Source organism: Bacillus sp. M5A3_1b (genome assembly GCF_053345335.1).
Genome location: NZ_JBKEZY010000013.1, coordinates 41,127 through 62,274, shown reverse-complemented (window position 1 = coordinate 62,274; position 21,148 = coordinate 41,127). Strand labels below are relative to the sequence as shown.

Here is a 21,148-nt window from a genome sequence, read left to right as displayed (position 1 = left end):
TATCCGCCGAAGGATACCGTTTTTATTTTATTATTTTGCAACTTCTGTCCACTTGTAGTTAAATTCACCGCCGAAGTCAGTTGTTACAAGTCCTTTAATGAAAGAGCGTTGTAAGTAAGAACGACCTTGTTGGTATAAAGGAGCGACAGCGCCGTCTTCTAATAGGATTTTTTCAGCTTGCTTCATTGCTTCAAAGCGAGCCTTTTCATCGCCAGCTAAATCTGCTTTCACTTTATGAATGAGCGCATCATACTCTTTGTTAGAGTATTTATCGAAGTTATAAGCACTTTCTGTTGTAAATAAATCTAAGAATGTAATTGGGTCAGCGAAGTCAGGGCCCCAGCCATCAATACCGATTTCATAGTCACCACTTAATAGTAGTTTCAGCTGTTGTTTACGTGGTTGTGGTTTTAATGTCACTGTTAATCCATCTAGGTTCTTTTCTAGTTCACCTTTTAAATATTCACCAGTTTTTTTAGCTAAAGCATTATCACTTGTTAATAGTTCGATTGTTACTTTGTCAGTACCAAGTTCTTGTTTCGCTTTTTTCCAGTTTTCTTTCGCTGTTTTCACATCATCTTTGACTAGGTTTCCGTTTTCTTTACGGAAGTCGTTACCTTCTGGACTCTTTGCGAATTTCGCAGGAACCATTCCTTCAGCTGGAATAGCACCGTTATTTAAAATTGTTTCTACGTATGCTTTTTTATTCATTGCTCCGTTAATAGCAAGGCGTGCATGTTGATTTTTTAATGTTTCATTTTTTTGATTTAGTCGTAAGAATTGAATGCCAACTTCAGCGCGGTCTTTGAAGTTTGGATCGCTCTTATATTTATCAACAAACTCCGCAGTTAAAGCAACGCGATCAATTTGTCCTGAATCGTATAAGTTAACTTCTGTAGATTTATCTTTAACAACATTGAAGTTGATTTCTTCTAATTTTACAGTTTTAGCATCCCAATAGTTAGGATTCTTCTTCAATTGGAAGCTTTGCTCATGTTTCCAGTTATCTAATGTGAAAGCACCGTTGTAAATTAAATGATTTGTTTCTAAACCGTATTTATCGCCTTGAGACTTTAAGTAATCTTCATTAATTGGTAAGAATGTTGAGAATGTCGTTAAGCTTAAGAAGTAGGGAACAGGACGGTCTAGTTGTACTTCTAAAGTTTTGTCATCAACAGCTTTAATACCTAATTGATCAACCGGTAATTGTTTTTGGTTTATTTGTTTCGCATTCTTTATATCGAAGAATAAGAATGCATATTCAGCTGCTGTATCAGGATTTACGGCACGTTGCCAAGCGAAGATGAAGTCCTTTGCTGTAACAGGAGTACCGTTTGACCATTTCGAATCACGCAGGTGGAATGTATATTTTGTTTTATCGGGACTAACGTCAACCGACTCAGCAACACCAGGAATTGGTTTATTATCTTCTCCCATTGCATATAATCCTTCAAAAACATTGCGCATTACGTTCATGGATTCCCCATCCGTTGCTTTTGCAACATCCATTGTTGGAATTTCTGAAGCGAATGATAAGTTAATTGCCTGTTTATCATTTGCTTTCGCTCCGTTTGCATGATCTTTATTTCCCCCGCAAGCAGTTAGTAATAGACTTGCCCCTAAAACAGATGCAACAACAGGTACAACTTTTTTCTTCATTGTTCGTTCCTCCCTGAATGTGTTGTTCGTAACGTCATAATGTCCACGTTTTGAAGTGTATCTATAGAAGAAGAGAAAACCTATTATAAATATGTGCATGTAGGTAATCAGGTGTTCTATATGTATATACATGTTGAACTATAATCTATCGTTATATGTTTCAACGTAGTAGACGTTATATTTTGATGGTGAAATATTTCGTTTCTTTGATTATTTAGAATATTGACACTGAAAAGAACTATATGTCAATAATAAAATCGGATTATTATTTTTTAAAAATAATATATTAAAAAAGCGGATTTTCTCCTATTGAGAAATCCGCTTTTAATACATTTTTCCAATAAAACAATTGGTATGGGTAGGAAAACTTCAATTCAGGTTGCCTTTTATTTTTTAATTTGTGCCCATTTGAAGTTTAATTGACCTGCAAAGTCTACTTGCACAATTCCTTTCACGTAAGAACGTTCTAAATAAGATTCGCCTTTTTGGTAAAGAGGAGCGATAACAGAGTCTTTAAATAATATTTTCTCGGATGCTAGTAATGCTTCCCAGCGAGCTTTTTCATCACCGGCTAAAGTTGTTTTCACTTTTGCTATTGTTTCATCGAACTCCTTATTAGAGTAATGATCTAAGTTGTAAGGGTTATTCGTTGTAAATAGCTCAAGGAATGTAATTGGATCTGCAAAGTCAGGGCTCCAGCCGTCAATTCCAATTTCGTAGTCACCTTTTAATAAAAGTGAAACTTGTTGTTTACGTGGTTGCGGCTTTATATTTACTGTTAAGCCATCTAAATTCTTTTCTAATTGTCCTTTTAAGAACTCACCAGTTTTCTTTTCAAGGTCACCGTCACTTATTAATAGTTCTAATGTTATTTTTTCAGACCCAAGTTCTTGTTTTGCCTTTTTCCATAATTCTTGAGCAGATTTTGTATCAACCTTTGTTAAATCGCCGTTTGCAGCACGGAAGTCTGTTCCGTCAGGTCCTTTTGCAAAGTTTTTCGGCACGAGACTAGAGGTTGGTGTAGAGCCGTCATTTAATAACGTATTTACAAAGGATTTTCGATCAATTGTTTGATCGATTGCTTGGCGTGCAGAAACGTTTTGAAGTACTTTGTTTTGTTGATTCATACGTAGAAACTGTACCCCTACGTTTGGCCGTTCTTTAAAGTTAGCATCCTTTTTATATTTATCAACGAAGTCAGATGTTAGTTTGATACGATCTAATTGTTTTGACTCGAATAAATTTACTTCTGTAGATTTTTCTTTTACGACGTTAAAATTGATTTCTTCCAGTTTGACAGTATCTTTATCCCAATAGGTAGGGTTTTTCTTAAATTTAAAGCTTTGCTCATGCTTCCAATCGCTTAGTGTAAAAGCTCCGTTGTACAAAATTGTATTGTCTTCTAACGCATACTTATCACCTTGTGCTTTAAAGAATTCCTCGTTAATTGGTAGAAATGTTGGGAACGCTGTTAAGCTTATAAAGTACGGAACAGGACGTTCTAATTCTACCTCAAACGTATGGTCATCAATTGCTTTTACACCAAGTTGATCGGCTGGAAGTTCTTTGTTGTTAATTTTTGTTGCATTTTTAATATCAAAGAATAGAAATGCATATTCAGAGGCTGTTGCTGGATCAACAGCTCTTTGCCAAGCGAAGACAAAATCTTTCGCTGTGACAGGAGTGCCGTTTGACCATTTTGAATCTCGCAGGTGGAATGTGTATTTCGTTTTATCGCCACTTACTTCATGAGATTTCGCAACGCCAGGGACAGGTTTGTTACCTTCACCAAGATTATACAAACCTTCAAATACGTTTCTCATTACTTGACCAGAATCAGTATCCGTAGCACGAGCTGTATCCATTGTTCGTATTTCAGTAGGTGAAGATAAGTTTAAAACCTGTTTACTAGGCGCCTCGTCTTTTGCATTTGCTCCGCTTGCTTCGTTTTTATAACTACCGCAACCAGTTAATAAAATACTTACTCCTACAACTGATGCAATACCGGGTACAAACTTCTTTTTCATTTGATTTTCCTCCTAAATAATTAAGTTTGGATGATGATGAGGGAAATGAAAAATAAAAAATCCCTCTTTTCATATTGAGAAAGAGGGATTTTTACGTACAAGTTATGCACCCGTATATAAACGAAGTCCCTCATTCTATCTTTCAAGCACAATGCTTGCAGGAAGTGGCACAGTATTCAAAATGAACCTGTTGCCGAGGTTTCAAAGGGCCAGTCCCTCCACCTCTCTTGATACAATGAGTAAACGAATAAATTTTATTAATTTTTGTGTTTCTTTGATAATTCAAAATCTTACACCTTGGATAACGAAGTGTCAACCAATTGAAATATAGTTTAAATTTTCAGTTTTATTTAACGAGAAAAACCACTGCATATGGCAGTGGTTTTTCTACTAGAAGTTAAAGTTATCTGGATCTGGACCAACGCGACGATCTTCATTTAGAGCTTGAATTGCTTTCATGTCATCAGCACTTAATTCAAAATCGAATATATTTGCATTTTCAATAATGCGATGTTCTTTAATAGATTTAGGGATTGTTACAACTTCATTTTGTAAATCCCAGCGTAAAATAATTTGTGCAGTTGATTTATTATATTTTGTCGCAATGTCTTGTAATGTGGAGTTATCCAATAGTTGTCCCTGCATTAATGGTGACCAAGCTTCAAGCTGGATGTTATGTTCTTTACAGAAAGCGTGTAATTCTTCTTGTGCTAAACGTGGGTGGTATTCCACTTGATTGACCATTGGCTTAATTTCAGCGATTTCAAATACGTCTTGTAAGTGGTGAATGTGGAAATTACTCACACCGATAGCACGAACACGGCCATCTTTATAAAGTTTTTCTAACGCTTTCCATGATTCAGTATATTTCCCTTTTACAGGCCAATGTACTAAATATAAATCTAAATATTCTAGACCTAATTTTTCTAATGTAGTTTCAAATGCTTGAAGTGTTGTTTCATATCCTTGATCGCTATTCCATACTTTTGATGTAATAAATAATTCTTCACGTGGAACACCTGCTTCACGGATCGCTTGTCCAACGCCTTCTTCGTTTTGATAGATTGCTGCAGTATCGATGCTGCGGTAGCCATTTTTTATTGCTGATTTTACAGACTCAATTACTTCTGAACCATCTTCTACTTTAAAAACACCTAAACCGAACCAAGGCATTTTTACACCGTTATGTAATGTAGTATAGTCTTTTAAACTTGTTAAACTCATATTATTTCCCCCTAGCTTTTTTGTTTGTTGCTTCTACTGCTTTTTGAATTGCCTCTGAAAAATTATATTCATATAAAGCTTTGAGACCTTCAGCTGTGGAACCACCTGGTGTTGTTACTTGTTCGCGGAGGTTAGTTGGATCTTGCGTTTGTTCAAGCATAGAAGCAGAGCCAGAAATCATTTGAATGACAAGGTGTTTGGCAGTTGCTTCATCGACTCCATAACTTTTTGTTGCTTCAATCAAGCTTTCAGCAAAGTAATAAAGGAAAGCTGGTGCACTTCCAGTAACTGCAGTAAGCTGATGAACTTCTTCCTCAGTACAAAGTTGTGAAGTACCAATGCCTCTTAAAAGGAGTTGCAAGGTTTCTTGATGCATCTCGTTTACTGATTGTCCCGTTGTATATAAGGAGATAGACTTGCCAATTTCAGCAGCTGTATTTGGCATAATCCAAGCAACAGGCGTGTCCTTAGGGAGTCTAGCTTCTAAATAAGATGGACCAATGCCAGCAGCTACCGTTACGACAAGTTGATTCGATAGTAACGGAGATAGCTCCGCTAATAATTCTTCATGTGCAGAAGGCGGCATTGCTAAAACAATCGTATCAACAGATGTAACATGCTGCTTCCAATCTGTTGTGATAGACACATTATATCGCGCTCGTAATTGTTCTAGCTTTTCTACGTTGCTGCGGTTAGAAACGATAATTTTTTCGATGTATTCTTTGCTTGTTTTAAGTAATCCGGAAAATATAGCTTCTGCCATACGACCAGCACCAATAAATAGAATTCGATGTTTAGTTAGCATATCCTTTATTCCTTTCTAGTGGAGATATGTTATAAAAAACGATACCATCTTTAAGAGAATTTTGTAAAAAGAAAAGACTTACCGTAGATGGAATGGATAACGAGAAGGAGTAAATTTATAGTAAAGGAAAGAGCTATTACTTATACTGGTGATAGGGAATTTATTATACATCTGGGGAGAGATGATCATGGTCAGAAGTCCGCTTTTTTTATTTATTTCTAGTATTATTTGCGTATTGGTTGGATTTTATATTCAATCGAGTTATATTGAAATTTTCGCATCGGTTATGGGGATTATTAATGTTTGGTTATTAGCGAGGGAAAAGGTATCTAACTTTTTGTTTGGCATGATTACGGTTGCGGTATTTCTGTATATTTTCATTACGCAAGGTTTATATGCAATGGCAGTATTGGCAGCCTTTCAATTTATATTTAATGTATATGGTTGGTATTATTGGATTGCACGTAGTGGGGGAGAAGAGGTAAAAGCAACAGTTCGTTTAGGTGTAAAAGGGTGGACTATTTATATAATCTTTATGTTAGTTGCTTGGATTGGTTGGGGCTATTATCAAATCCGTTATTTAGAATCAACTAGTCCATATTTAGATGCTTTAAATGCTGTACTAGGATTAGTAGCTCAATTTATGCTAAGTCGAAAAATTTTAGAAAACTGGTATTTATGGATTTTGTATAACGTGGTTAGCATTGTGATTTATATTTCCACAGGTTTATACGTCATGCTAATATTAGCTGTTATTAATCTCTTTATATGTGTAGCTGGTTTACTAGAGTGGAAGAACAACTATAAAGTGAAACTTTAATCAGTGGGGGTTTTCTTCATCCCCCACTGATTATTAGCCTTCACCAATCGGACTTTTATGGGCAGTTGATCCTCCACCTAAATTCTTTGCTTTCGCTGAATTTTGAGGTGGGGGTCTTACTGCCCGTTAAAGCGGGATAAAAGACAGGGACATGTAAATAATTATATTTAGAAAACAATTGAAAGAGAAAAACCCCTGAAGCACATATGCTTCAGGGGTTTATTAATAGATTATAAGTTTATGCTTTTGTCATACCTAACAATACAGCGCCGCCGATAATTAAAACACTACCTAGTGCAATAAAGATCAATTGACGTTTTGTTTTCTTTTCACCTAAAAAGACAATCGCACCGAATGTTGAGATAACGATTCCAGTTTGAGATAATGGGAAGCTTGTTGCTACTCCGACACGTGGTAATGAAAGAAGTAGGAATAAGTTTCCAGTTCCCCATAGTAAACCAGATAAAGCATTACGGATTGCATATTTGTTAAATGGTTTATGTTTAGATGTCAGTACAACTGCACCAACAAACATACCAACTGCTTGTGGTAAAATAGCAGACCAACCATCGATGTTATACCAACGAATAATAATTACATATACAAGGTAACCGAAAGTAGAAACAATTAAAGTAAGAAGTCCTTTTTTCAATTGTCCTGGTGGCTGCGCATTTTCTTTGTCATCTAGTGATGTGAATACAACACCAACTACGATTAATAGGATTGCAATCGTTCCCAGAACAATCGTTGTTGTAGTAGTCCACTCACGGAAAGCGATAACCCCAAAGATAGAAGTTGCAACAAGTTGCATACCAGTAGAAATCGTTACAGTAGTTGAAACACCTAGTTTTTCAACTGTTTTTAATTGGTTTACTTGTCCTAAAGCCCAGAATAAACCTGAAATAAAACCAACAATTAAGATTGTCATTGTTAAAGCTGGTTGAGTAAATACATACATAATTGTTGCGAAGAATAGAGCACCGATTGTCATACCTACCGTTTGGCTATATGCACCACCGCCCATTTTTACGCTTACTAATAAGATGTTTCCCCATGCAATTGCAGGAAGAAGCGCTAATAAAATGTCCATTACAAGACTCCCTTCGGTTTTCTATACCAATATAATTACATATCGTTCTAACGATCGGTAATGCACCACTACTAGAGTAGAAGATTACCGATCGCTAAAACAGGATGAAGAATTCACGATATAAATGCGTTTTCATTTCTTCATTTTTTGAAACACCTCCATATAATAACAGGAAATTGCCTATTTTAGAAAGTGAATTCAAATAAAATGTATATTTTAATAAAAGGTAAAATTCAGTTATTTCCCGGTGGTATATTTTTATTTCCTAAGAAATAAAAAAGCAGCTTCCAAAAAAGCTGCCTTAAGAGTTAGTAATTCTTTTATTAATAAGCTGAATACATAGTAGAAATAGGAGTGACATACTAATAGTGATAACTACAAGTGTCCAGGCGAGCTGCATATTACTTGCATCAATCGCCATATAAATTGCAGTTGGGATTGTTTGTGTTTTACCAGGAATGTTCCCAGCAAACATGAGTGTAGCACCAAACTCACCGAGCGCACGAACAAAGCTCAAAATCATTCCGCTTAGTAAGGCGGGAAATGCCAGCGGAAGTGTGACGTGTAGAAAAACTTGATATTCACTTGCACCAAGGTCACGAGCACTTTCTTCAATTTGTACATTCGCAATAGAAAATCCTGTTTTTGCTGATTGGTACATGAGCGGAAATGCAACAACTGTAGAAGCGATGATTGCAGCAGTAGATGTGAACATAATGGACTGCTGCAATATTGATTCTATCCACATTCCAATGGGACTATTATTTCCAAAAATGATAATGAGAAAAAAGCCGATTACAGTTGGCGGAAGTACCATTGGTAATAAGAAAATAGTTTCTAATAGTACTTTATATCTCCATGAGGAGCGTGCTAACGCCCGTCCGATAATCGTCCCTAAAATTGTAACGATAATGGTGGCGCATGCAGCTACTCGTATAGATAGAAAGATTGGTGAAAAAATAGCATCAAAGCTCATGGCAATTATAATAGGACTGTAAATCCATATTTTTTAAAGATAGATTGTGCATCTTTTGACTGCAAATACTCATAAAATGAAGTCGCCTCTTTCTTGTGCTTAGATTCTTTTATAACACCTAAAGGATAGTGAATTGGCTCATGCGAAGTAGCTGCTGCTGTCTCACCAATCTTTACTTTGTTTGAAATAAGAGCATCTGTTTTGTATACAATACCAGCATCGACATTACCTGTTTCTACATATGTTAACACTTGGCGAACATCTTTTGTAAATACGATTTTATTTTGAATGTCATTCCAAAGATTTTCATGCGTGAGAGAAGCCTTTGCATATTTTCCTGCGGGTACAGATTCAGGTGTACCAAGTGCGATTTTCTTAATTTTTTCATCTTTTAAATCTTGAATTTTCGTAAGAGAACTATCTTTTGGGACAACTAGAACAAGTTCATTTCCAAGAAGATTTTTCCCTTCTTTTTCATTAATGAATCCTTTTTTTACAAGAGTTTGGAATTTATCTTCGGCTGCTGAGAAGAATAAATCAGCAGGTGCGCCTTGTTCAATTTGTTGTTGAAGTGCACCAGAAGCACCGAAGTTAAAAGAAAGTTTAATATTAGGTTCTTTTTCTTTATATTTTGTTTCAATTTCTTTTAGTGCATCTTGTAAGCTTGCAGCAGCTGATATAGTAAGTTCAACTGCTTTTCCTTCTTTAGCAGTTGATTTCTCTTTCTTTTCGCCGCTTGTACATGCAGCACTAAATATAAGAAGAAAAGAAAGTATAAGTGCTCCGATGGATCGTAATGTAAATTTGTTCATAAAAAAAATCCCCTTTCGTTTTGACATATTTAATTATAACTAATTATAACTAGATATAACTAGTTATAATTGAATATAATTTGAACGATGTAGTTGTTTTTAAATATAGGAGAAATATTCTTTTCTTTGTTACAATGAAGGAAGAAAGTGAGGAATCGTCTATGGATCATCATTCCTACACAACGGAAGAAGTAGCGAAGCGATTAAAGGTATCAAAATTAACTGTATACGATCTAATTAAAAAAGGAGAACTTCCTTCTTATAGAATTGGTAGACAGATGCGCATTGATGCAACAGATTTAGAACAATATATAAAGCAAATGAAAACAGGGAAAATACAAGGCACTCCTGTAAAGAGCGAAGATAGTAGAGGCTTGGATACATGTATTATTAGCGGACAAGAACTAACGTTAGATATGTTGGCAAAGCGTATAGAAAACCGCCTGCCAAGTTCAAATATATTAAGGGCATATCAAGGTAGTTTAACGAGTTTAATAAAAATGTATCAAGGAGAAGGAAGTATCGTTAGTCTGCATTTGTTTGATGGTGAAACGGGTACATATAATGTTCCTTACGTAAAACGTATTTTAGTGGGACAACCATGTACGATGATTAATTTATTAGCAAGAAACGTTGGATTTTATGTGCAAAAGGGAAATCCGAAAAATATAAAAACATGGGCTGATTTATCTCAGTCATCTACACGATTTGTAAATCGAGAAAAAGGTTCTGGTATTAGGGTGTTAGTCGATGAACAATTGCGCATCCAAAAGTTAAATAAAGAACGTATTAGTGGATATGAATGGGAAGAATCAAACCATCTTGGTGTTGCCACGCAAGTTGCGAATGGAAAAGCTGATGTGGGAGTAGGATCAGAAAAGTTTTCGCAAATTGTAAATGTAGATTTTATTCCAATCATGAAAGAACAGTACGATTTGGTGATTTTGAAGAATAAAGAAAATGAAGAGCTGATTGAAGTCGTGAAAGGCATTCTGCAATCGGAAGAATTTCATAATGAATTAAAAGCAATTGGCGGATACGATATGACGAAAACAGGTCAAATTATATATGAAATAAACTAAAAAGCTGCTTGTCTATAAGACGAGCAGCTTTTTCTATATATAAAGGGGTTTGGGGAAACAAAGTATTAAACAAGACCTTGAGCAAGTGTGTAAATGAAAGCTGTAAGAAGAGTAGCTCCACTTGCAAGTCCGATAAAGTCTGATTTGTTGAAAGTAATGTTGTTCATTATAATCTCTCCTTATTTGTTTAATGTAGTTGCAACAGCTTTTGCATCGACAAGTGCGGATAGCACCATGCCCATTGTATTTAAAAATTTGTTTGATTTCATTTTGTTCATCATGCGTATCCGCTCCTTTTCGATTTGTTGTTGCCCTGCTTTATATCTTAATTATAGGAAATATGATTGCCTGCAACTATCGAATTAGCTTACGGAAGACTTACACTTTTGTAAGAAAAAAAGACATTCATGTAAGAATGTCTTTTACAGCATATTGATATGATGATGCTCTTCAATTGTTTTTAAAAAGCTACGCATTGAATTCGTCATATAACTATCTTTACGGCGTATGAAAACCGTTGAAATACTACCATATTTTTCAGGGATTGCATGACAATGTACCTTACCAGCTTTAGAAAGATGGTGGACAGCAGACTGTGGTACGAGTGTAATTCCAAGGCCGAGTGCAACACTGTTTAATATCGTTTCTAATATATTAAATTCCATAATTCTTTTTGGGAGCAAACCTTCATCTTTAAGCCATCGTTCTAGTTTGGAACGGTATCCACATCCTTGGTTAAAAACGAGTAGGGGCGTTGTTGTAAATTCTTCTATATGAAAAGCTTTATTTTGTGTTACAAGCATTAATTTTTCTGTACTAACATCGTATTGTTCAATTAGTGGGTGTTTAATAGGACCTGATATAAAGGCACCATCTAATTGATGATCAAGTACTTCTCTAATCAATGCTTCTGTTAGACCCGCTTGTAATGATAAATCGACATTCGGATAGCGTTTATAGTAAGAAGATAAAATGGTAGGTAATGTACTTACTGTTTCGACTGTACCGATTTTTAATATGCCAGAGGGAGTTTCACTATCTAAAAATACTTGTTTTAGCTCGTCAACATCTTGCAAAATTTTATTAACATAAACGAGCATTTTTCTTCCTTCAGCTGTTAAAGTCATGCCTCGTTTATGACGATAAAAGAGCGGTGTTTTTAGTTCGTTCTCTAGTTGTTTAATACGTGCAGTTACATTTGATTGTACGTAATTTAATTCCTTTGCTGCGCCGCTTACACTACCTTTGTCGGCAACGTTCTGGAAGATTTGTAAATCTCTTAATTCCATAATGTGATCCTCCTTGATGTTAACTATCATTATAAATGATAGTTAACATCATTTTGAATCATTTTACGTGATATATTTTTTCTTTTACAATTCTCTTTGTGCAAATAGAAAGAAGTGGGGGATTGTGGTGAAAAAAGGTCAAATGATAATAGGGGCTTTAGCATGTTTAATTGCAAGTATGTCGTGGGGAGCGATGTTTCCGGTTGCTGATCATGCGCTAGAATACATAGATCCATTTTATTTTTCGCTTATTCGCTATGGAGCGGTGGCGATCGTACTGATTGTATTATTGTTAATGAAAGAAGGAAAACAGGCATTTCGTTTAGAGGGAAGAGGAAAGTTACTCGTCTTTTTCGGAACGATGGCGTTTACTGTATATAATGTACTTATATTTTTAGGTCAAATGTTAATGGGGAAATCAGGTGTGATGGTAGCCTCCATTATGGAAGCACTGATGCCGATGATTTCTATTTGTATTCTATGGGGATATAAGCATGTAAAACCGAAAAAGTATATGATAACGAGCATGATTATCGCTTTTGTAGGGGCTGTATTCGTTATTACGAAAGGTGATATGAGTTTCTTTTTAACATTGAAAGATAACATGTTTTCGCTGGCCTTTATATTTGTAGGGGTTGTAGGTTGGGTTATTTATACGATGGGTGGTCAAACGTGTAGCGATTGGTCAACATTACGTTATTCTACGTTGACGTGTGTATTCGGTACGACTGTCACAGGGATTATAACTGTAATCATTACATCGTTTGGATATGTATCGGTTCCTAGTATGGGAACGATTTCTATCGTGAAATATGATTTATTGTTTATGATGACATTACCAGGTATCGTAGCGTTACTTGCTTGGAATTACGGTGTGAAAATTTTATCGTCCATTAATGGGATTTTATTTATTAATTTTGTACCAATCACGACTTTAGTTATTATGATGATGCAAGGATATCGAATAACAATGTTTGATATTATAGGGACTTTACTTGTTATTGCAGCACTTATTCGCAATAACGTTTGTCAGAGAAAAGAAGAAAATATAAACAAGCGAAGTTTACAAGAAGAGCAATTACGTCAAGCTGTTTAATAGGCAATTGGAGGATTTCACATGTTAGAAAGTTTATTGTTTTTCTTCGCCGTCGGAGTTGCCTGCGAGCTTGCAGCAATTAACCGAAATGGTCGTAAAAAGATAAAACAACAAGCTGAGCTGATACAGCTTTTAAAAGAATTGAAAGAAAGAAAAATGTAAAAAGACGACCGGGCATAGACGGTCGTCTTTTTCTATATAAAGGGGAAAGGGGACACAAAGTTATACAAGCGTAGCAGCGTAAATAAAAGCAGTAAGAAGAGAGCCACTAGCTAATCCTAAAAAATCTAATTTGTTAAAAGTGATGTTATTCATGATGCATTCTCCTTACTTGTTTAATGTAGAAGCAACAGATTTTGCATCGATTAGAGCGGAAAATACCATGCCCACTGTATCTAAAAAATTGTTTGATTTCATTTTGTTCATCATATGAATCCGCTCCTTTTCGAATAGTTGTTGTTTCTTTCTGACTTAATTGTATGAAATATTTGGGGAAGTAACTATCGAATTAGCTTACAAGAAAGTTACACTTTTGTAAGAATTGAAATGTAACAATTAATACTTAAAATTATTACCAACTCCTAAAACTTAGTGTTATAATCGTTATAAGAAAATGATTATAATTCGGATATTCAGAAAGGAACGAAACAAATGTATAAACCAATTACATTTTTGTTGAAATATATATTTAAAACAGCTGGGAAAGTAGAAGTGCAAGGAAGAGAAAAGTTACCAGAAGGTGGCCCATATGTTGTTGCATGTACACATACAAGTTTTATGGATGTATTAATGTTAGCTACAGGGATGTACCCGACCCAAATTCATTACATGGCAAAAAAAGAGTTATTTGAAGGGAAGTTCAAAAATTGGTTCTTTAAAAATGTGAATGCATTCCCTGTAGATCGTGCGAATCCAGGACCGAGTACACTCAAAATTCCGTCACGCCTATTAAAAGAAGGGAAAGTAGTAGGGATTTTTCCGAGTGGGACACGATCAACAGAAGACGTTTCATTAAAAGCTGGGGCTGTTACGATTGCATTGCGTTCTAATGTCCCGTTAGTACCGGCAGCTTATGTTGGTCCATCAAGTGTAAAAGAATTAATAAAAGGGAAAAAGGCACAATTAATTTTTGGCGACCCAATTCAAATTGATGCTGAAGAACAAATAGATCGAAAGACAGCTATGAAAATGATGACAGATCAATTAAATGAGAAGTTTGATGAGCTAAAGGAAACTTTGCAATCAAATCAAAAGTAAGAAAAGACGACCGGGCATAGACGGTCGTCTTTTCTATTACTATTTATAATAAAGGGGAAAGGGGACACAAAAGTTATACAAGCGTAGCGGCGTAAATAAAAGCAGTAAGAAGAAGAGAGCCACTAGCTAGTCCTAAAAAATCTAATTTGTTAAAAGTGATGTTTTTCATCATACATTCTCCTTACTTGTTTAATGTAGAAGCAACAGCTTTAGCATCGATTAGAGCGGAAAATACCATGTCCATTGTATTTAAAAAATTGTTTGATTTCATTTTGTTCATCATATGAATCCGCTCCATTTCGAATAGTTGTTGTCCTGTTTCTGACTTAATTGTATGAAATATTGAGGATAGTAACTATCGAATTAGCTTACAGGAAAATTACACTTTTGTAAGAAAAACGAATGAAGGTGTAATGATGAGAAAGTTTGACATATGTTCGTGGAATTCATTAAGTTAAAAGTAGAGGTGAGTGTATGGCCAATATTAAAGATATTGCAAAGATGGCGGGAGTTTCAGTTACGACTGTTTCGAGAGTATTGAATGATCATCCATATGTAAGTGAAGAAAAAAGGAAAGCGGTTATGGAGATAGTTGAGAAGTTGAATTACTCACAAAACGCAAATGCTGTTCATTTATCAAAAGGGAAAACGAATATTGTTGGTGTTATTTTACCGTATATTAATCATCCATGTTTTGATGCGATGGTGGGCGGGATGATGGAGGTGGCGTTAGCTCATAATTACAGAGTGCTACTTTGCCAAACGAATTATAATAAAAAAGAAGAAATGAAAAGTTTACATATGTTAAAAACAAAACAATTGGATGGCCTTATTATTTGTTCTCGTGCGAATGATTGGGAAACGATAGAGCCGTATGCTTCCTATGGGACAATCGTTGCTTGTGAAGATAATGATATTTCAAATATCTCAAGTGTATATACGAATCATTCGGCAGCTTTTCAATTAGGAATGGATTATTTGATTGAGAAAAGTTATAAAAAAATTGGTTATTGTACGGGAAGGAAATTAGGTCCGAGTAGTCAAAAACGTTTTGATGTTTATAAACAGCAATTGCAAGCTATAGATGAAGAAGTGAATGAAGAATGGATTTTTACAGAATGTTTTACATTAGAAGATGGTGTGAAAGTGGCTCATAAATTAAAGGGGATGCAGCATCTTCCCGAAGCATTAATAGTAGCAGGAGATGAAGTTGCGATTGGGGTTATGACAGAAGCTGAAAAATTAGGTATTCAAGTTCCTGAGGATTTAGCGATTATTGGCTTTGATAATCAACCTATTTCGCAAGTGTTACAGCTTACAACCATTGATCAAAATTTAAAGGAGATAGGTAAAAAGGCTTTTGAAATGTTTTATAGGCAAATAAGTGGTGAGAGTTCTAAACAAGAAAAGGTGGAAATTCCATACGAACTTGTGGAACGCTCTACTGTTTAGTTTTAATCCGTTATGTGTAAATTGCATAACGGATTATTTTTTGAAATATCTTTGACAGGAAACGCGTTTCATACTTTATAAAGGAGTTACACCGGTCTGTAATAATCCATGGATTCTTTTCAAGAATAGTATTTGGAGGGATATGCATGAATGAACTTTTATTGAGTATGAAAAAGCATATAGAGGATGATGAAAAGATTTTGGCTTTTGTCGTAGGGATATTTGAGAAGGATAATTTTACGCTATCGTATCAACAAGGGATTTTTGCTGCTACTACTAGACGTCTTCTCTTTTATGGGAAATTTCCATACTATCCTGCAACATTTAAAGATTATTCATATTTGCATATAGATAGCATAGATTTTCGTCCGCATTTCGAATGTACTTGTAATCATGAAACCATTCGAGCTAAGTATATTCAGAAGGGGAATGTGGAGCAATTTGTCCGTACAGTTAGAGCGAATATGAATAATTAATCACCCCTTTGTTTAAACATAATATCCCGATCTGTAAGAGTAAAAATGCGCAATAAAAACAACTTCTAAACCTCTAGGAGATAGTGATACAATGTCAAATGGGGGGAGGTATGAACTATGGTTAATCAACGTATAAAGGAAATAACACTAATTACAATTGGTTCATTATTATTCGCAATTGGTATTAATTACTTTGCAATTCCAAACCGTTTATCAGAGGGTGGAATTATTGGTTTAACGGTTGTTACGTACTATTTATTTGATTGGTCACCGGGGATTGTAAACTTTGCTATAAATGCAATTTTACTAGCTATTGGTTATAAATTTTTTGATAAGAAAACGATGGTTTATACAATTTTAGGGATTGTAGAAACATCCTTGTTTTTATATGTTACGGAACATATTGAGTATCATGTAAATAGTGATACGTTATTAGCAGCTCTATTCGCTGGCTTATTTGTCGGTGTCGGATTAGGCTGTATGTTCAAAGCTGGAGGTACATCAGGAGGATCGGCAATTTTAGCTCGGTTAGCCAATCAATATTTAGGATGGAGCGTTGGTAAAGGCGTACTTATTATTGATATTGTAGTAATTGCTGGTTCTGTATTTATAATAGGGCAAGAAAAAGCAATGTACACACTTGTTGCAGTATTCATCGGAGCGAAAGTGATTGATTTCATTGTAGAAGGAATGGATACAAAAACAGCTGTTACAATCATTTCAAATCAACCGGATTTAATCCGTGAAACTATTACGAAAAACATGACACGCGGTGTTACTGTATTAGAAGGACGCGGCGGATATACTGGTAAAAATAAAGAAGTATTATATGTTGTTATAAATAAACAAGAGCTTGTTAAGTTAAAGCAGGTTATTAGTCGAGTAGATGAAGATGCTTTCGTTGTTATTCATGATGTACGCGATGTACTTGGAGGTGGCTTTAAAGCGAGCTAAAAGGTGAACGAGTAAATTCGTTCATCTTTTTTAATTCTTACAATAATGTAAGTGTAATGTAATGAGATTCAATAGTAGATTTTATTCCTTCTTTTTAAAATAGATGTATATATATCCTGCAGAGGAGGAAGATTGATTATGAAGAAAAAAATGATCACTACTATAATAGCGATGATAGTGATAGTAGTAATGTTACTGCCTACGAAACTTGGACCAGTTATCGATAAATATAATCCACTTTATAAGACGAAAGAATATTATACGGTCGTGAATACAATTGGTCAGCATATTGGTGATGAGTGGTATGAATATGAATTTATTGCATTTGACGAACGTGGAAGAGAACAAAAAATAAAGAAGACTGTTAAGCATATGTTAAAGAGAGATGAAGCGTTAAAGGTGTATGCAAAAGGACGCTACGGAGAGGCGATTGAAGAAATTGAAGCTGTAAATATTCCTATTAATGCGAAGAGTAAACTTTTAACGATGAGATAGCAGATTATACCCCCACCTATTTTTTGTCGAAAATAAAAATACTAGGTAGGGGTATTTTAGGGTTCATGAAAGAGCCTTAGTCCATATGGACTAAGGCTCTTTTTGTTATATAAAGGGGAAGGGGGTACATTGTAGTAGCATGAGTGAAAGGTATAAGAAGAGTAGCTACTAGCAATGTAATTTGGTTATGTGAGTGTTCTTCTTATTTGGCTTGCTTTCTAACTTTATTGTACGAGATATAGGTAAGAGAAACTATCGAATTACATTACACATAGCTTACAAACATGTAAGTCTTCTGTAATGTAATTCGATGGTTAAAAGATAGTGAATTTCATATAGTGTAATTAGAAAGTCTCACTGTATTACTTTCTGTTTGTAATATTAATGAAGAATGAAAAACCAACTACTTTTTAATAGCCCTCATCTGTATTTAGATGAGGCTCTTTTTATAAACCTTACAACATTGTAAGGTTTACGTAAGTTAATTCGATAGTAAATTTGTCATATTTTTTGCATAATAGATACAAATAGATAAAATAATTAGGGATATAGTAAGAAGGGAGAAAACTGGGATGCGTAAAGAAGAAGTAGTGAAGTTTCCAATTAAAGATTTCTGTAGCTACTTTACTGTTGCCGTAGTATGTATTGGATTATTTGATATCATAACAAACTTAATTGTTAAATAATATAGATGATAAAACAAGAAGGGAGATCCTTTCTTGTTTTTTTTATGGGGGCATAAAGATGAAATGGATTGATAGTCATATACATGTTGACCAATATAAGGATGAAGAAAAAAGTAGATTACTTAAAGATGTGGAACATAGTAAAGAGATACAGGGGCTTATCGCGGTATCTATGAATTATCAATCATGTAAAGAAACTTTATCTTTAGCAAAGCGATATCCTTTTGTACATCCAGCAATAGGTTTTCATCCGGAGCAACCGATTCATAAAGAAGAATGTGAGCAAATTTATAAATTAATTGAAGAGCATGTAGAAGACATAGTTGCGATTGGTGAAGTAGGCTTACCGTATTATTTAAGAAAAGAAGATGAGCGTATTACTATCAAATCATATATATCAGTGTTACAACGATTTGTTGAACTAGCTAGTAAATATGATTTACCGATTATATTGCATGCAGTGTATGAAGATGCTGATATTGTATGTGATTTACTAGAGAAATATAAAGTTTCACGTGCACACTTTCATTGGTTTAAAGGAAGTGAAACAACAATGAAACGGATGATGAGGAACGGTTATTATATTTCTATCACACCAGATGTTTTACATAAGGACAAAATTAGAAAAATTGTTTCGTATTATCCACTTGAATATATGATGGTAGAAACAGATGGACCGTGGGAATTTCACGAGGATGTTATGACGCATCCGAGAATGATTCGAGAGGTATTAAAGGAAATTAGTGTTATAAAAAACGTATCTGTTAATAAGGTTGCGAAAACGATATATGAAAATACGATTCAATTTTACCCCGCATTAACGGGCAGTAAGACTCCCACCTCAAAATTCGACGAATGCGGAGGAGTTAGGTGGGAAATCAACTGCCCGTAAAAACCCGATTGGTTCAACTAATAATCAGTGGGGGATGGACAAAACCACCACTGATTAAAGTTTCACTTTATTTGAAAGGATAGGAGCGTTACTCTTATCCTTTTTATTATGAAAATAATCAATGGGTTATTAATAACATGCCACGTTTTAGTTTAAGTTAAAAAACCACCAAGCAAAATGCTTGGTGGTTTTGTATTAAGATTCTAATTTTTTCCCACGTCTTAATAACAATAGAAAGACAATGATGAAGAAACCAAGTATAAGGAAGAATCCATATTGTTTTATATAATCCATTACATCGCTTGCGCTTGTTGGTTTTTCAACGTGAATGCCGTCTTTATTAGTAGTAATATGAATATCTTGCATTTTCACTTCATTTGTTTCTTTTTGTAAATCGATCCATTCTATATTCGGAATGCTTTCTAGATCCTTTAATACTTCTTTTAATGGTTTCACACCTAAGTAAGGATGATAGAATGCACCAATAACTCCATCGGATAATTTAGCAACAGATACAGCACGTTCCTTCATCTTTGCAATAGCATGTGGCTTATCTTCTTCGATAAAGCCAACTGTTTCAGGCATTAATTTCATCCCGTGTAAAAATGATGGGGTACTTGTATAGAATGGTGAGTGCATGGATTTCCAAGTTGTATCACTTAACTGTAGTTGTCCTACATAAGTTGAAAAGTACCTTGATAATATTTCATATCCTTTTTGAGACATCGTGTAATGAGGTGCTTCAAATGCGACAGGATATAGTTTGGCATCTACAAGTTCTTGAATACCTTTTTCAATATGATCGGTCGTATACTTTTCTTCAAACTCTTCCCCTTTTTTTACATATGCATTATATGCTTCGATATTAGGGAAGTCATCTTTTGTTTTTGATTTTTCATGCTTCGGTTGACGAATTGGTTGATCTGTTTTTACGTCCCAAAATTCAAAACCTTCCCCAGTTTCACTATCATAAAATTGATGCGTATAACCATGCATAATAATTGCTGCACCATCATCTTGCATAGAGCGTAAAAGATCGACTAGCTCAGGTTTATCTTTTAAATGTATTGTCTTTCCTGTATCCGGATCTTTATATACCGGTATGACTGTAATCATGTAAGGAATCTTTTTCTCTTTTAGTAATTCAGCAATTTCTTTTAATTTATTTATATCTGCGGCTGGATGAACATCCTCAAGACGCAAATAAGCCTCTACTTTATTTGTCGTTGTCTTTTGTCCAAAGTAAGAAAATAACATTTCACCAACGTAATGAGACATCCAGTCAAAGAGGTGTGGCGTTGCGACGTAATAAGATGTTTCATGCTGAACGATTAGTGGGTTCTTGCTATTTGAACTTACAGCGTTAGCAAGAACAGTTCCATTTGTATCAAAAGATTGAATCAATCGTTCCTCTTCTAAAGTGTTTTTAAGCTTATGGCTTGGATATTCGATTTTATTAACTCGTATATCATCAGCCTTTAGGGTAATGAAAGAAAAGCGATGAGATAATTGTTCAACATTTTGTCCTAAAACTAATATTGGGCCTGAGAAATTTTCTAGAAGTTGCTTTGTTTCAATAGGAAACTCTTCTTTTTGTTCACCGATATAAACAATATGTGTATAAGAAGATGAATTAGTAATTTCATTAGCCTTTTTTAAACTTTTCGTAGTTATATCGTTTGTAAAATGTCCTAATTGGGTATTAAGGATTTGAATATTATTTGTAATTTTATCGTCTTGTGTACTGTATAAAACAAGTACTTTTGGTTTTGATGATGTTTGTGCAGAGGTGTGGATAGGGATAAGTAGTAAAATGCTGAACAAGAGTATGATGCATTTTTTCATTTGGTCTGCTCCTATTCTATATGTAGAGTTCAATTTACAATTATATACAAAAAATACGTTGTAGTCTATGAAAGTTACATTTTTGCACGTATTTACCAGCTGTTTTTTCACAAAATCGGTCTAAAGCATGATGATAATATATATAGTTATTTGCTATGATAAAAGGGTAAGAGAATGATAGAATGTGGGTAATTGTAAAGGGAGGAAGGCT

General features: G+C 34.7%; 22 protein-coding genes and 1 riboswitch. Of the genes, 10 read left to right on the top strand and 12 right to left on the bottom strand.

The genetic code is table 11. The annotated features are described in order from the left end of the window. Positions 1-30 precede the first annotated feature (30 nt). The 4 genes from ACLBWW_RS25625 to proC form a co-directional block, all read right to left on the bottom strand. Entirely contained in the window at positions 31-1,659 is a 1,629-nt protein-coding gene (locus ACLBWW_RS25625) for a peptide ABC transporter substrate-binding protein (RefSeq protein ID WP_447614296.1), read from the bottom strand. Between the two features lie 386 nt (positions 1,660-2,045). Next, positions 2,046-3,686 (bottom strand): peptide ABC transporter substrate-binding protein, encoded by a 1,641-nt coding sequence (locus ACLBWW_RS25620; protein WP_048542940.1) that lies wholly within the window; start codon positions 3,684-3,686, stop codon positions 2,046-2,048. Positions 3,687-3,818: 132 nt separating this feature from the next. Next, positions 3,819-3,923, bottom strand: a riboswitch (SAM riboswitch). Between the two features lie 153 nt (positions 3,924-4,076). Continuing rightward, positions 4,077-4,910 (bottom strand): aldo/keto reductase, encoded by an 834-nt coding sequence (locus tag ACLBWW_RS25615; RefSeq protein ID WP_048542938.1) that lies wholly within the window; start codon positions 4,908-4,910, stop codon positions 4,077-4,079. A 1-nt stretch (position 4,911) separates the two neighbouring features. Continuing rightward, positions 4,912-5,715, bottom strand: coding sequence for a pyrroline-5-carboxylate reductase (gene proC, locus ACLBWW_RS25610; RefSeq protein ID WP_048542936.1), 804 nt, complete (start codon positions 5,713-5,715; stop codon positions 4,912-4,914). 187 nt (positions 5,716-5,902) lie between these two features. Here proC and pnuC point away from each other — a divergent pair, with 187 nt between their 5' ends. After that, positions 5,903-6,535 (top strand): nicotinamide riboside transporter PnuC, encoded by a 633-nt coding sequence (gene pnuC / locus ACLBWW_RS25605; protein WP_048542934.1) that lies wholly within the window; start codon positions 5,903-5,905, stop codon positions 6,533-6,535. Positions 6,536-6,773: 238 nt separating this feature from the next. On the opposite strand, the gene ACLBWW_RS25600 is transcribed toward pnuC, so the two are convergent. The 3 genes from ACLBWW_RS25600 to modA all read right to left on the bottom strand — a co-directional run bounded on the left by ACLBWW_RS25600 (position 6,774) and on the right by modA (position 9,413). Next, positions 6,774-7,625, bottom strand: a complete 852-nt coding sequence (locus ACLBWW_RS25600; RefSeq protein WP_048528634.1) for a GRP family sugar transporter — start codon at positions 7,623-7,625, stop codon at positions 6,774-6,776. A gap of 301 nt (positions 7,626-7,926) precedes the next feature. Beyond that, positions 7,927-8,601, bottom strand: a complete 675-nt coding sequence (modB, locus tag ACLBWW_RS25595; protein ID WP_098079464.1) for a molybdate ABC transporter permease subunit — start codon at positions 8,599-8,601, stop codon at positions 7,927-7,929. 5 nt (positions 8,602-8,606) lie between these two features. After that, on the bottom strand, positions 8,607-9,413 hold the full coding sequence (gene modA, locus ACLBWW_RS25590; protein ID WP_048542930.1) for a molybdate ABC transporter substrate-binding protein: 807 nt from the start codon (positions 9,411-9,413) through the stop codon (positions 8,607-8,609). A gap of 134 nt (positions 9,414-9,547) precedes the next feature. Between modA and ACLBWW_RS25585 the strand changes: the two genes are divergently transcribed. Further along, the gene (locus tag ACLBWW_RS25585) at positions 9,548-10,495 is read left to right on the top strand and encodes a helix-turn-helix transcriptional regulator (protein ID WP_098068814.1); all 948 of its coding nucleotides are present in this window, start codon (positions 9,548-9,550) and stop codon (positions 10,493-10,495) included. Between the two features lie 65 nt (positions 10,496-10,560). Here the strand turns inward: ACLBWW_RS25585 and ACLBWW_RS25580 are convergent, their stop codons facing one another. Then, a complete protein-coding gene (locus ACLBWW_RS25580; protein ID WP_001060018.1) occupies positions 10,561-10,662 on the bottom strand; it encodes a DUF3948 family protein in 102 nt (33 codons plus the stop codon). Between the two features lie 255 nt (positions 10,663-10,917). Beyond that, on the bottom strand, positions 10,918-11,784 hold the full coding sequence (locus ACLBWW_RS25575; protein ID WP_048542928.1) for a LysR family transcriptional regulator: 867 nt from the start codon (positions 11,782-11,784) through the stop codon (positions 10,918-10,920). 127 nt (positions 11,785-11,911) lie between these two features. Here ACLBWW_RS25575 and ACLBWW_RS25570 point away from each other — a divergent pair, with 127 nt between their 5' ends. Both ACLBWW_RS25570 and ACLBWW_RS25565 read left to right on the top strand, forming a co-directional pair. Next, positions 11,912-12,880 carry a DMT family transporter gene (locus ACLBWW_RS25570; protein WP_048542927.1) on the top strand — a complete coding sequence of 323 codons (969 nt, stop codon included), beginning with the start codon at positions 11,912-11,914 and terminating at the stop codon, positions 12,878-12,880. A gap of 21 nt (positions 12,881-12,901) precedes the next feature. Continuing rightward, entirely contained in the window at positions 12,902-13,042 is a 141-nt protein-coding gene (locus ACLBWW_RS25565) for a YrzO family protein (RefSeq protein ID WP_000894064.1), read from the top strand. Between the two features lie 60 nt (positions 13,043-13,102). Here the strand turns inward: ACLBWW_RS25565 and ACLBWW_RS25560 are convergent, their stop codons facing one another. Beyond that, positions 13,103-13,195 carry a DUF3948 family protein gene (locus ACLBWW_RS25560; RefSeq protein ID WP_068967835.1) on the bottom strand — a complete coding sequence of 31 codons (93 nt, stop codon included), beginning with the start codon at positions 13,193-13,195 and terminating at the stop codon, positions 13,103-13,105. Between the two features lie 336 nt (positions 13,196-13,531). Between ACLBWW_RS25560 and ACLBWW_RS25555 the strand changes: the two genes are divergently transcribed. After that, complete coding sequence (locus ACLBWW_RS25555) at positions 13,532-14,137, top strand: lysophospholipid acyltransferase family protein (RefSeq protein WP_000277788.1); 606 nt, start codon at positions 13,532-13,534, stop codon at positions 14,135-14,137. Between the two features lie 73 nt (positions 14,138-14,210). Here ACLBWW_RS25555 and ACLBWW_RS25550 read toward each other — a convergent pair whose 3' ends face one another. After that, entirely contained in the window at positions 14,211-14,306 is a 96-nt protein-coding gene (locus tag ACLBWW_RS25550) for a DUF3948 family protein (protein ID WP_068967834.1), read from the bottom strand. A 305-nt stretch (positions 14,307-14,611) separates the two neighbouring features. Here ACLBWW_RS25550 and ACLBWW_RS25545 point away from each other — a divergent pair, with 305 nt between their 5' ends. From ACLBWW_RS25545 to ACLBWW_RS25525, 5 genes are all read left to right on the top strand, one after another. Further along, on the top strand, positions 14,612-15,589 hold the full coding sequence (locus ACLBWW_RS25545; RefSeq protein ID WP_048542922.1) for a LacI family DNA-binding transcriptional regulator: 978 nt from the start codon (positions 14,612-14,614) through the stop codon (positions 15,587-15,589). A 146-nt stretch (positions 15,590-15,735) separates the two neighbouring features. Further along, the gene (locus ACLBWW_RS25540; protein WP_048542920.1) at positions 15,736-16,065 is read left to right on the top strand and encodes a PH domain-containing protein; all 330 of its coding nucleotides are present in this window, start codon (positions 15,736-15,738) and stop codon (positions 16,063-16,065) included. A gap of 117 nt (positions 16,066-16,182) precedes the next feature. Further along, complete coding sequence (locus tag ACLBWW_RS25535; protein WP_000248044.1) at positions 16,183-17,019, top strand: YitT family protein; 837 nt, start codon at positions 16,183-16,185, stop codon at positions 17,017-17,019. A gap of 138 nt (positions 17,020-17,157) precedes the next feature. Further along, on the top strand, positions 17,158-17,514 hold the full coding sequence (locus ACLBWW_RS25530; RefSeq protein ID WP_048563001.1) for a YxeA family protein: 357 nt from the start codon (positions 17,158-17,160) through the stop codon (positions 17,512-17,514). A gap of 744 nt (positions 17,515-18,258) precedes the next feature. Further along, the gene (locus ACLBWW_RS25525; RefSeq protein WP_048542915.1) at positions 18,259-19,092 is read left to right on the top strand and encodes a TatD family hydrolase; all 834 of its coding nucleotides are present in this window, start codon (positions 18,259-18,261) and stop codon (positions 19,090-19,092) included. Between the two features lie 195 nt (positions 19,093-19,287). Here ACLBWW_RS25525 and ACLBWW_RS25520 read toward each other — a convergent pair whose 3' ends face one another. Next, a complete protein-coding gene (locus ACLBWW_RS25520) occupies positions 19,288-20,937 on the bottom strand; it encodes a polysaccharide deacetylase family protein (RefSeq protein ID WP_262720674.1) in 1,650 nt (549 codons plus the stop codon). Between the last annotated feature and the right edge of the window lie 211 nt (positions 20,938-21,148).

What these genes read in the sequence shown, in the direction of transcription:
- ACLBWW_RS25625 (WP_447614296.1), bottom strand. Translation starts at nt 1,659, where the DNA reads ATGAAGAAAAAAGTTGTACCTGTTGTTGCATCTGTTTTAGGGGCAAGT.
- ACLBWW_RS25620 (WP_048542940.1), bottom strand. Translation starts at nt 3,686, where the DNA reads ATGAAAAAGAAGTTTGTACCCGGTATTGCATCAGTTGTAGGAGTAAGT.
- ACLBWW_RS25615 (WP_048542938.1), bottom strand. Translation starts at nt 4,910, where the DNA reads ATGAGTTTAACAAGTTTAAAAGACTATACTACATTACATAACGGTGTA.
- proC (WP_048542936.1), bottom strand. Translation starts at nt 5,715, where the DNA reads ATGCTAACTAAACATCGAATTCTATTTATTGGTGCTGGTCGTATGGCA.
- pnuC (WP_048542934.1), top strand. Translation starts at nt 5,903, where the DNA reads ATGGTCAGAAGTCCGCTTTTTTTATTTATTTCTAGTATTATTTGCGTA.
- ACLBWW_RS25600 (WP_048528634.1), bottom strand. Translation starts at nt 7,625, where the DNA reads ATGGACATTTTATTAGCGCTTCTTCCTGCAATTGCATGGGGAAACATC.
- modB (WP_098079464.1), bottom strand. Translation starts at nt 8,601, where the DNA reads ATGAGCTTTGATGCTATTTTTTCACCAATCTTTCTATCTATACGAGTA.
- modA (WP_048542930.1), bottom strand. Translation starts at nt 9,413, where the DNA reads ATGAACAAATTTACATTACGATCCATCGGAGCACTTATACTTTCTTTT.
- ACLBWW_RS25585 (WP_098068814.1), top strand. Translation starts at nt 9,548, where the DNA reads ATGAAGGAAGAAAGTGAGGAATCGTCTATGGATCATCATTCCTACACA.
- ACLBWW_RS25580 (WP_001060018.1), bottom strand. Translation starts at nt 10,662, where the DNA reads ATGAACAACATTACTTTCAACAAATCAGACTTTATCGGACTTGCAAGT.
- ACLBWW_RS25575 (WP_048542928.1), bottom strand. Translation starts at nt 11,784, where the DNA reads ATGGAATTAAGAGATTTACAAATCTTCCAGAACGTTGCCGACAAAGGT.
- ACLBWW_RS25565 (WP_000894064.1), top strand. Translation starts at nt 12,902, where the DNA reads ATGTTAGAAAGTTTATTGTTTTTCTTCGCCGTCGGAGTTGCCTGCGAG.
- ACLBWW_RS25560 (WP_068967835.1), bottom strand. Translation starts at nt 13,195, where the DNA reads ATGAATAACATCACTTTTAACAAATTAGATTTTTTAGGATTAGCTAGT.
- ACLBWW_RS25555 (WP_000277788.1), top strand. Translation starts at nt 13,532, where the DNA reads ATGTATAAACCAATTACATTTTTGTTGAAATATATATTTAAAACAGCT.
- ACLBWW_RS25550 (WP_068967834.1), bottom strand. Translation starts at nt 14,306, where the DNA reads ATGAAAAACATCACTTTTAACAAATTAGATTTTTTAGGACTAGCTAGT.
- ACLBWW_RS25545 (WP_048542922.1), top strand. Translation starts at nt 14,612, where the DNA reads ATGGCCAATATTAAAGATATTGCAAAGATGGCGGGAGTTTCAGTTACG.
- ACLBWW_RS25540 (WP_048542920.1), top strand. Translation starts at nt 15,736, where the DNA reads ATGAATGAACTTTTATTGAGTATGAAAAAGCATATAGAGGATGATGAA.
- ACLBWW_RS25535 (WP_000248044.1), top strand. Translation starts at nt 16,183, where the DNA reads ATGGTTAATCAACGTATAAAGGAAATAACACTAATTACAATTGGTTCA.
- ACLBWW_RS25530 (WP_048563001.1), top strand. Translation starts at nt 17,158, where the DNA reads ATGAAGAAAAAAATGATCACTACTATAATAGCGATGATAGTGATAGTA.
- ACLBWW_RS25525 (WP_048542915.1), top strand. Translation starts at nt 18,259, where the DNA reads ATGAAATGGATTGATAGTCATATACATGTTGACCAATATAAGGATGAA.
- ACLBWW_RS25520 (WP_262720674.1), bottom strand. Translation starts at nt 20,937, where the DNA reads ATGAAAAAATGCATCATACTCTTGTTCAGCATTTTACTACTTATCCCT.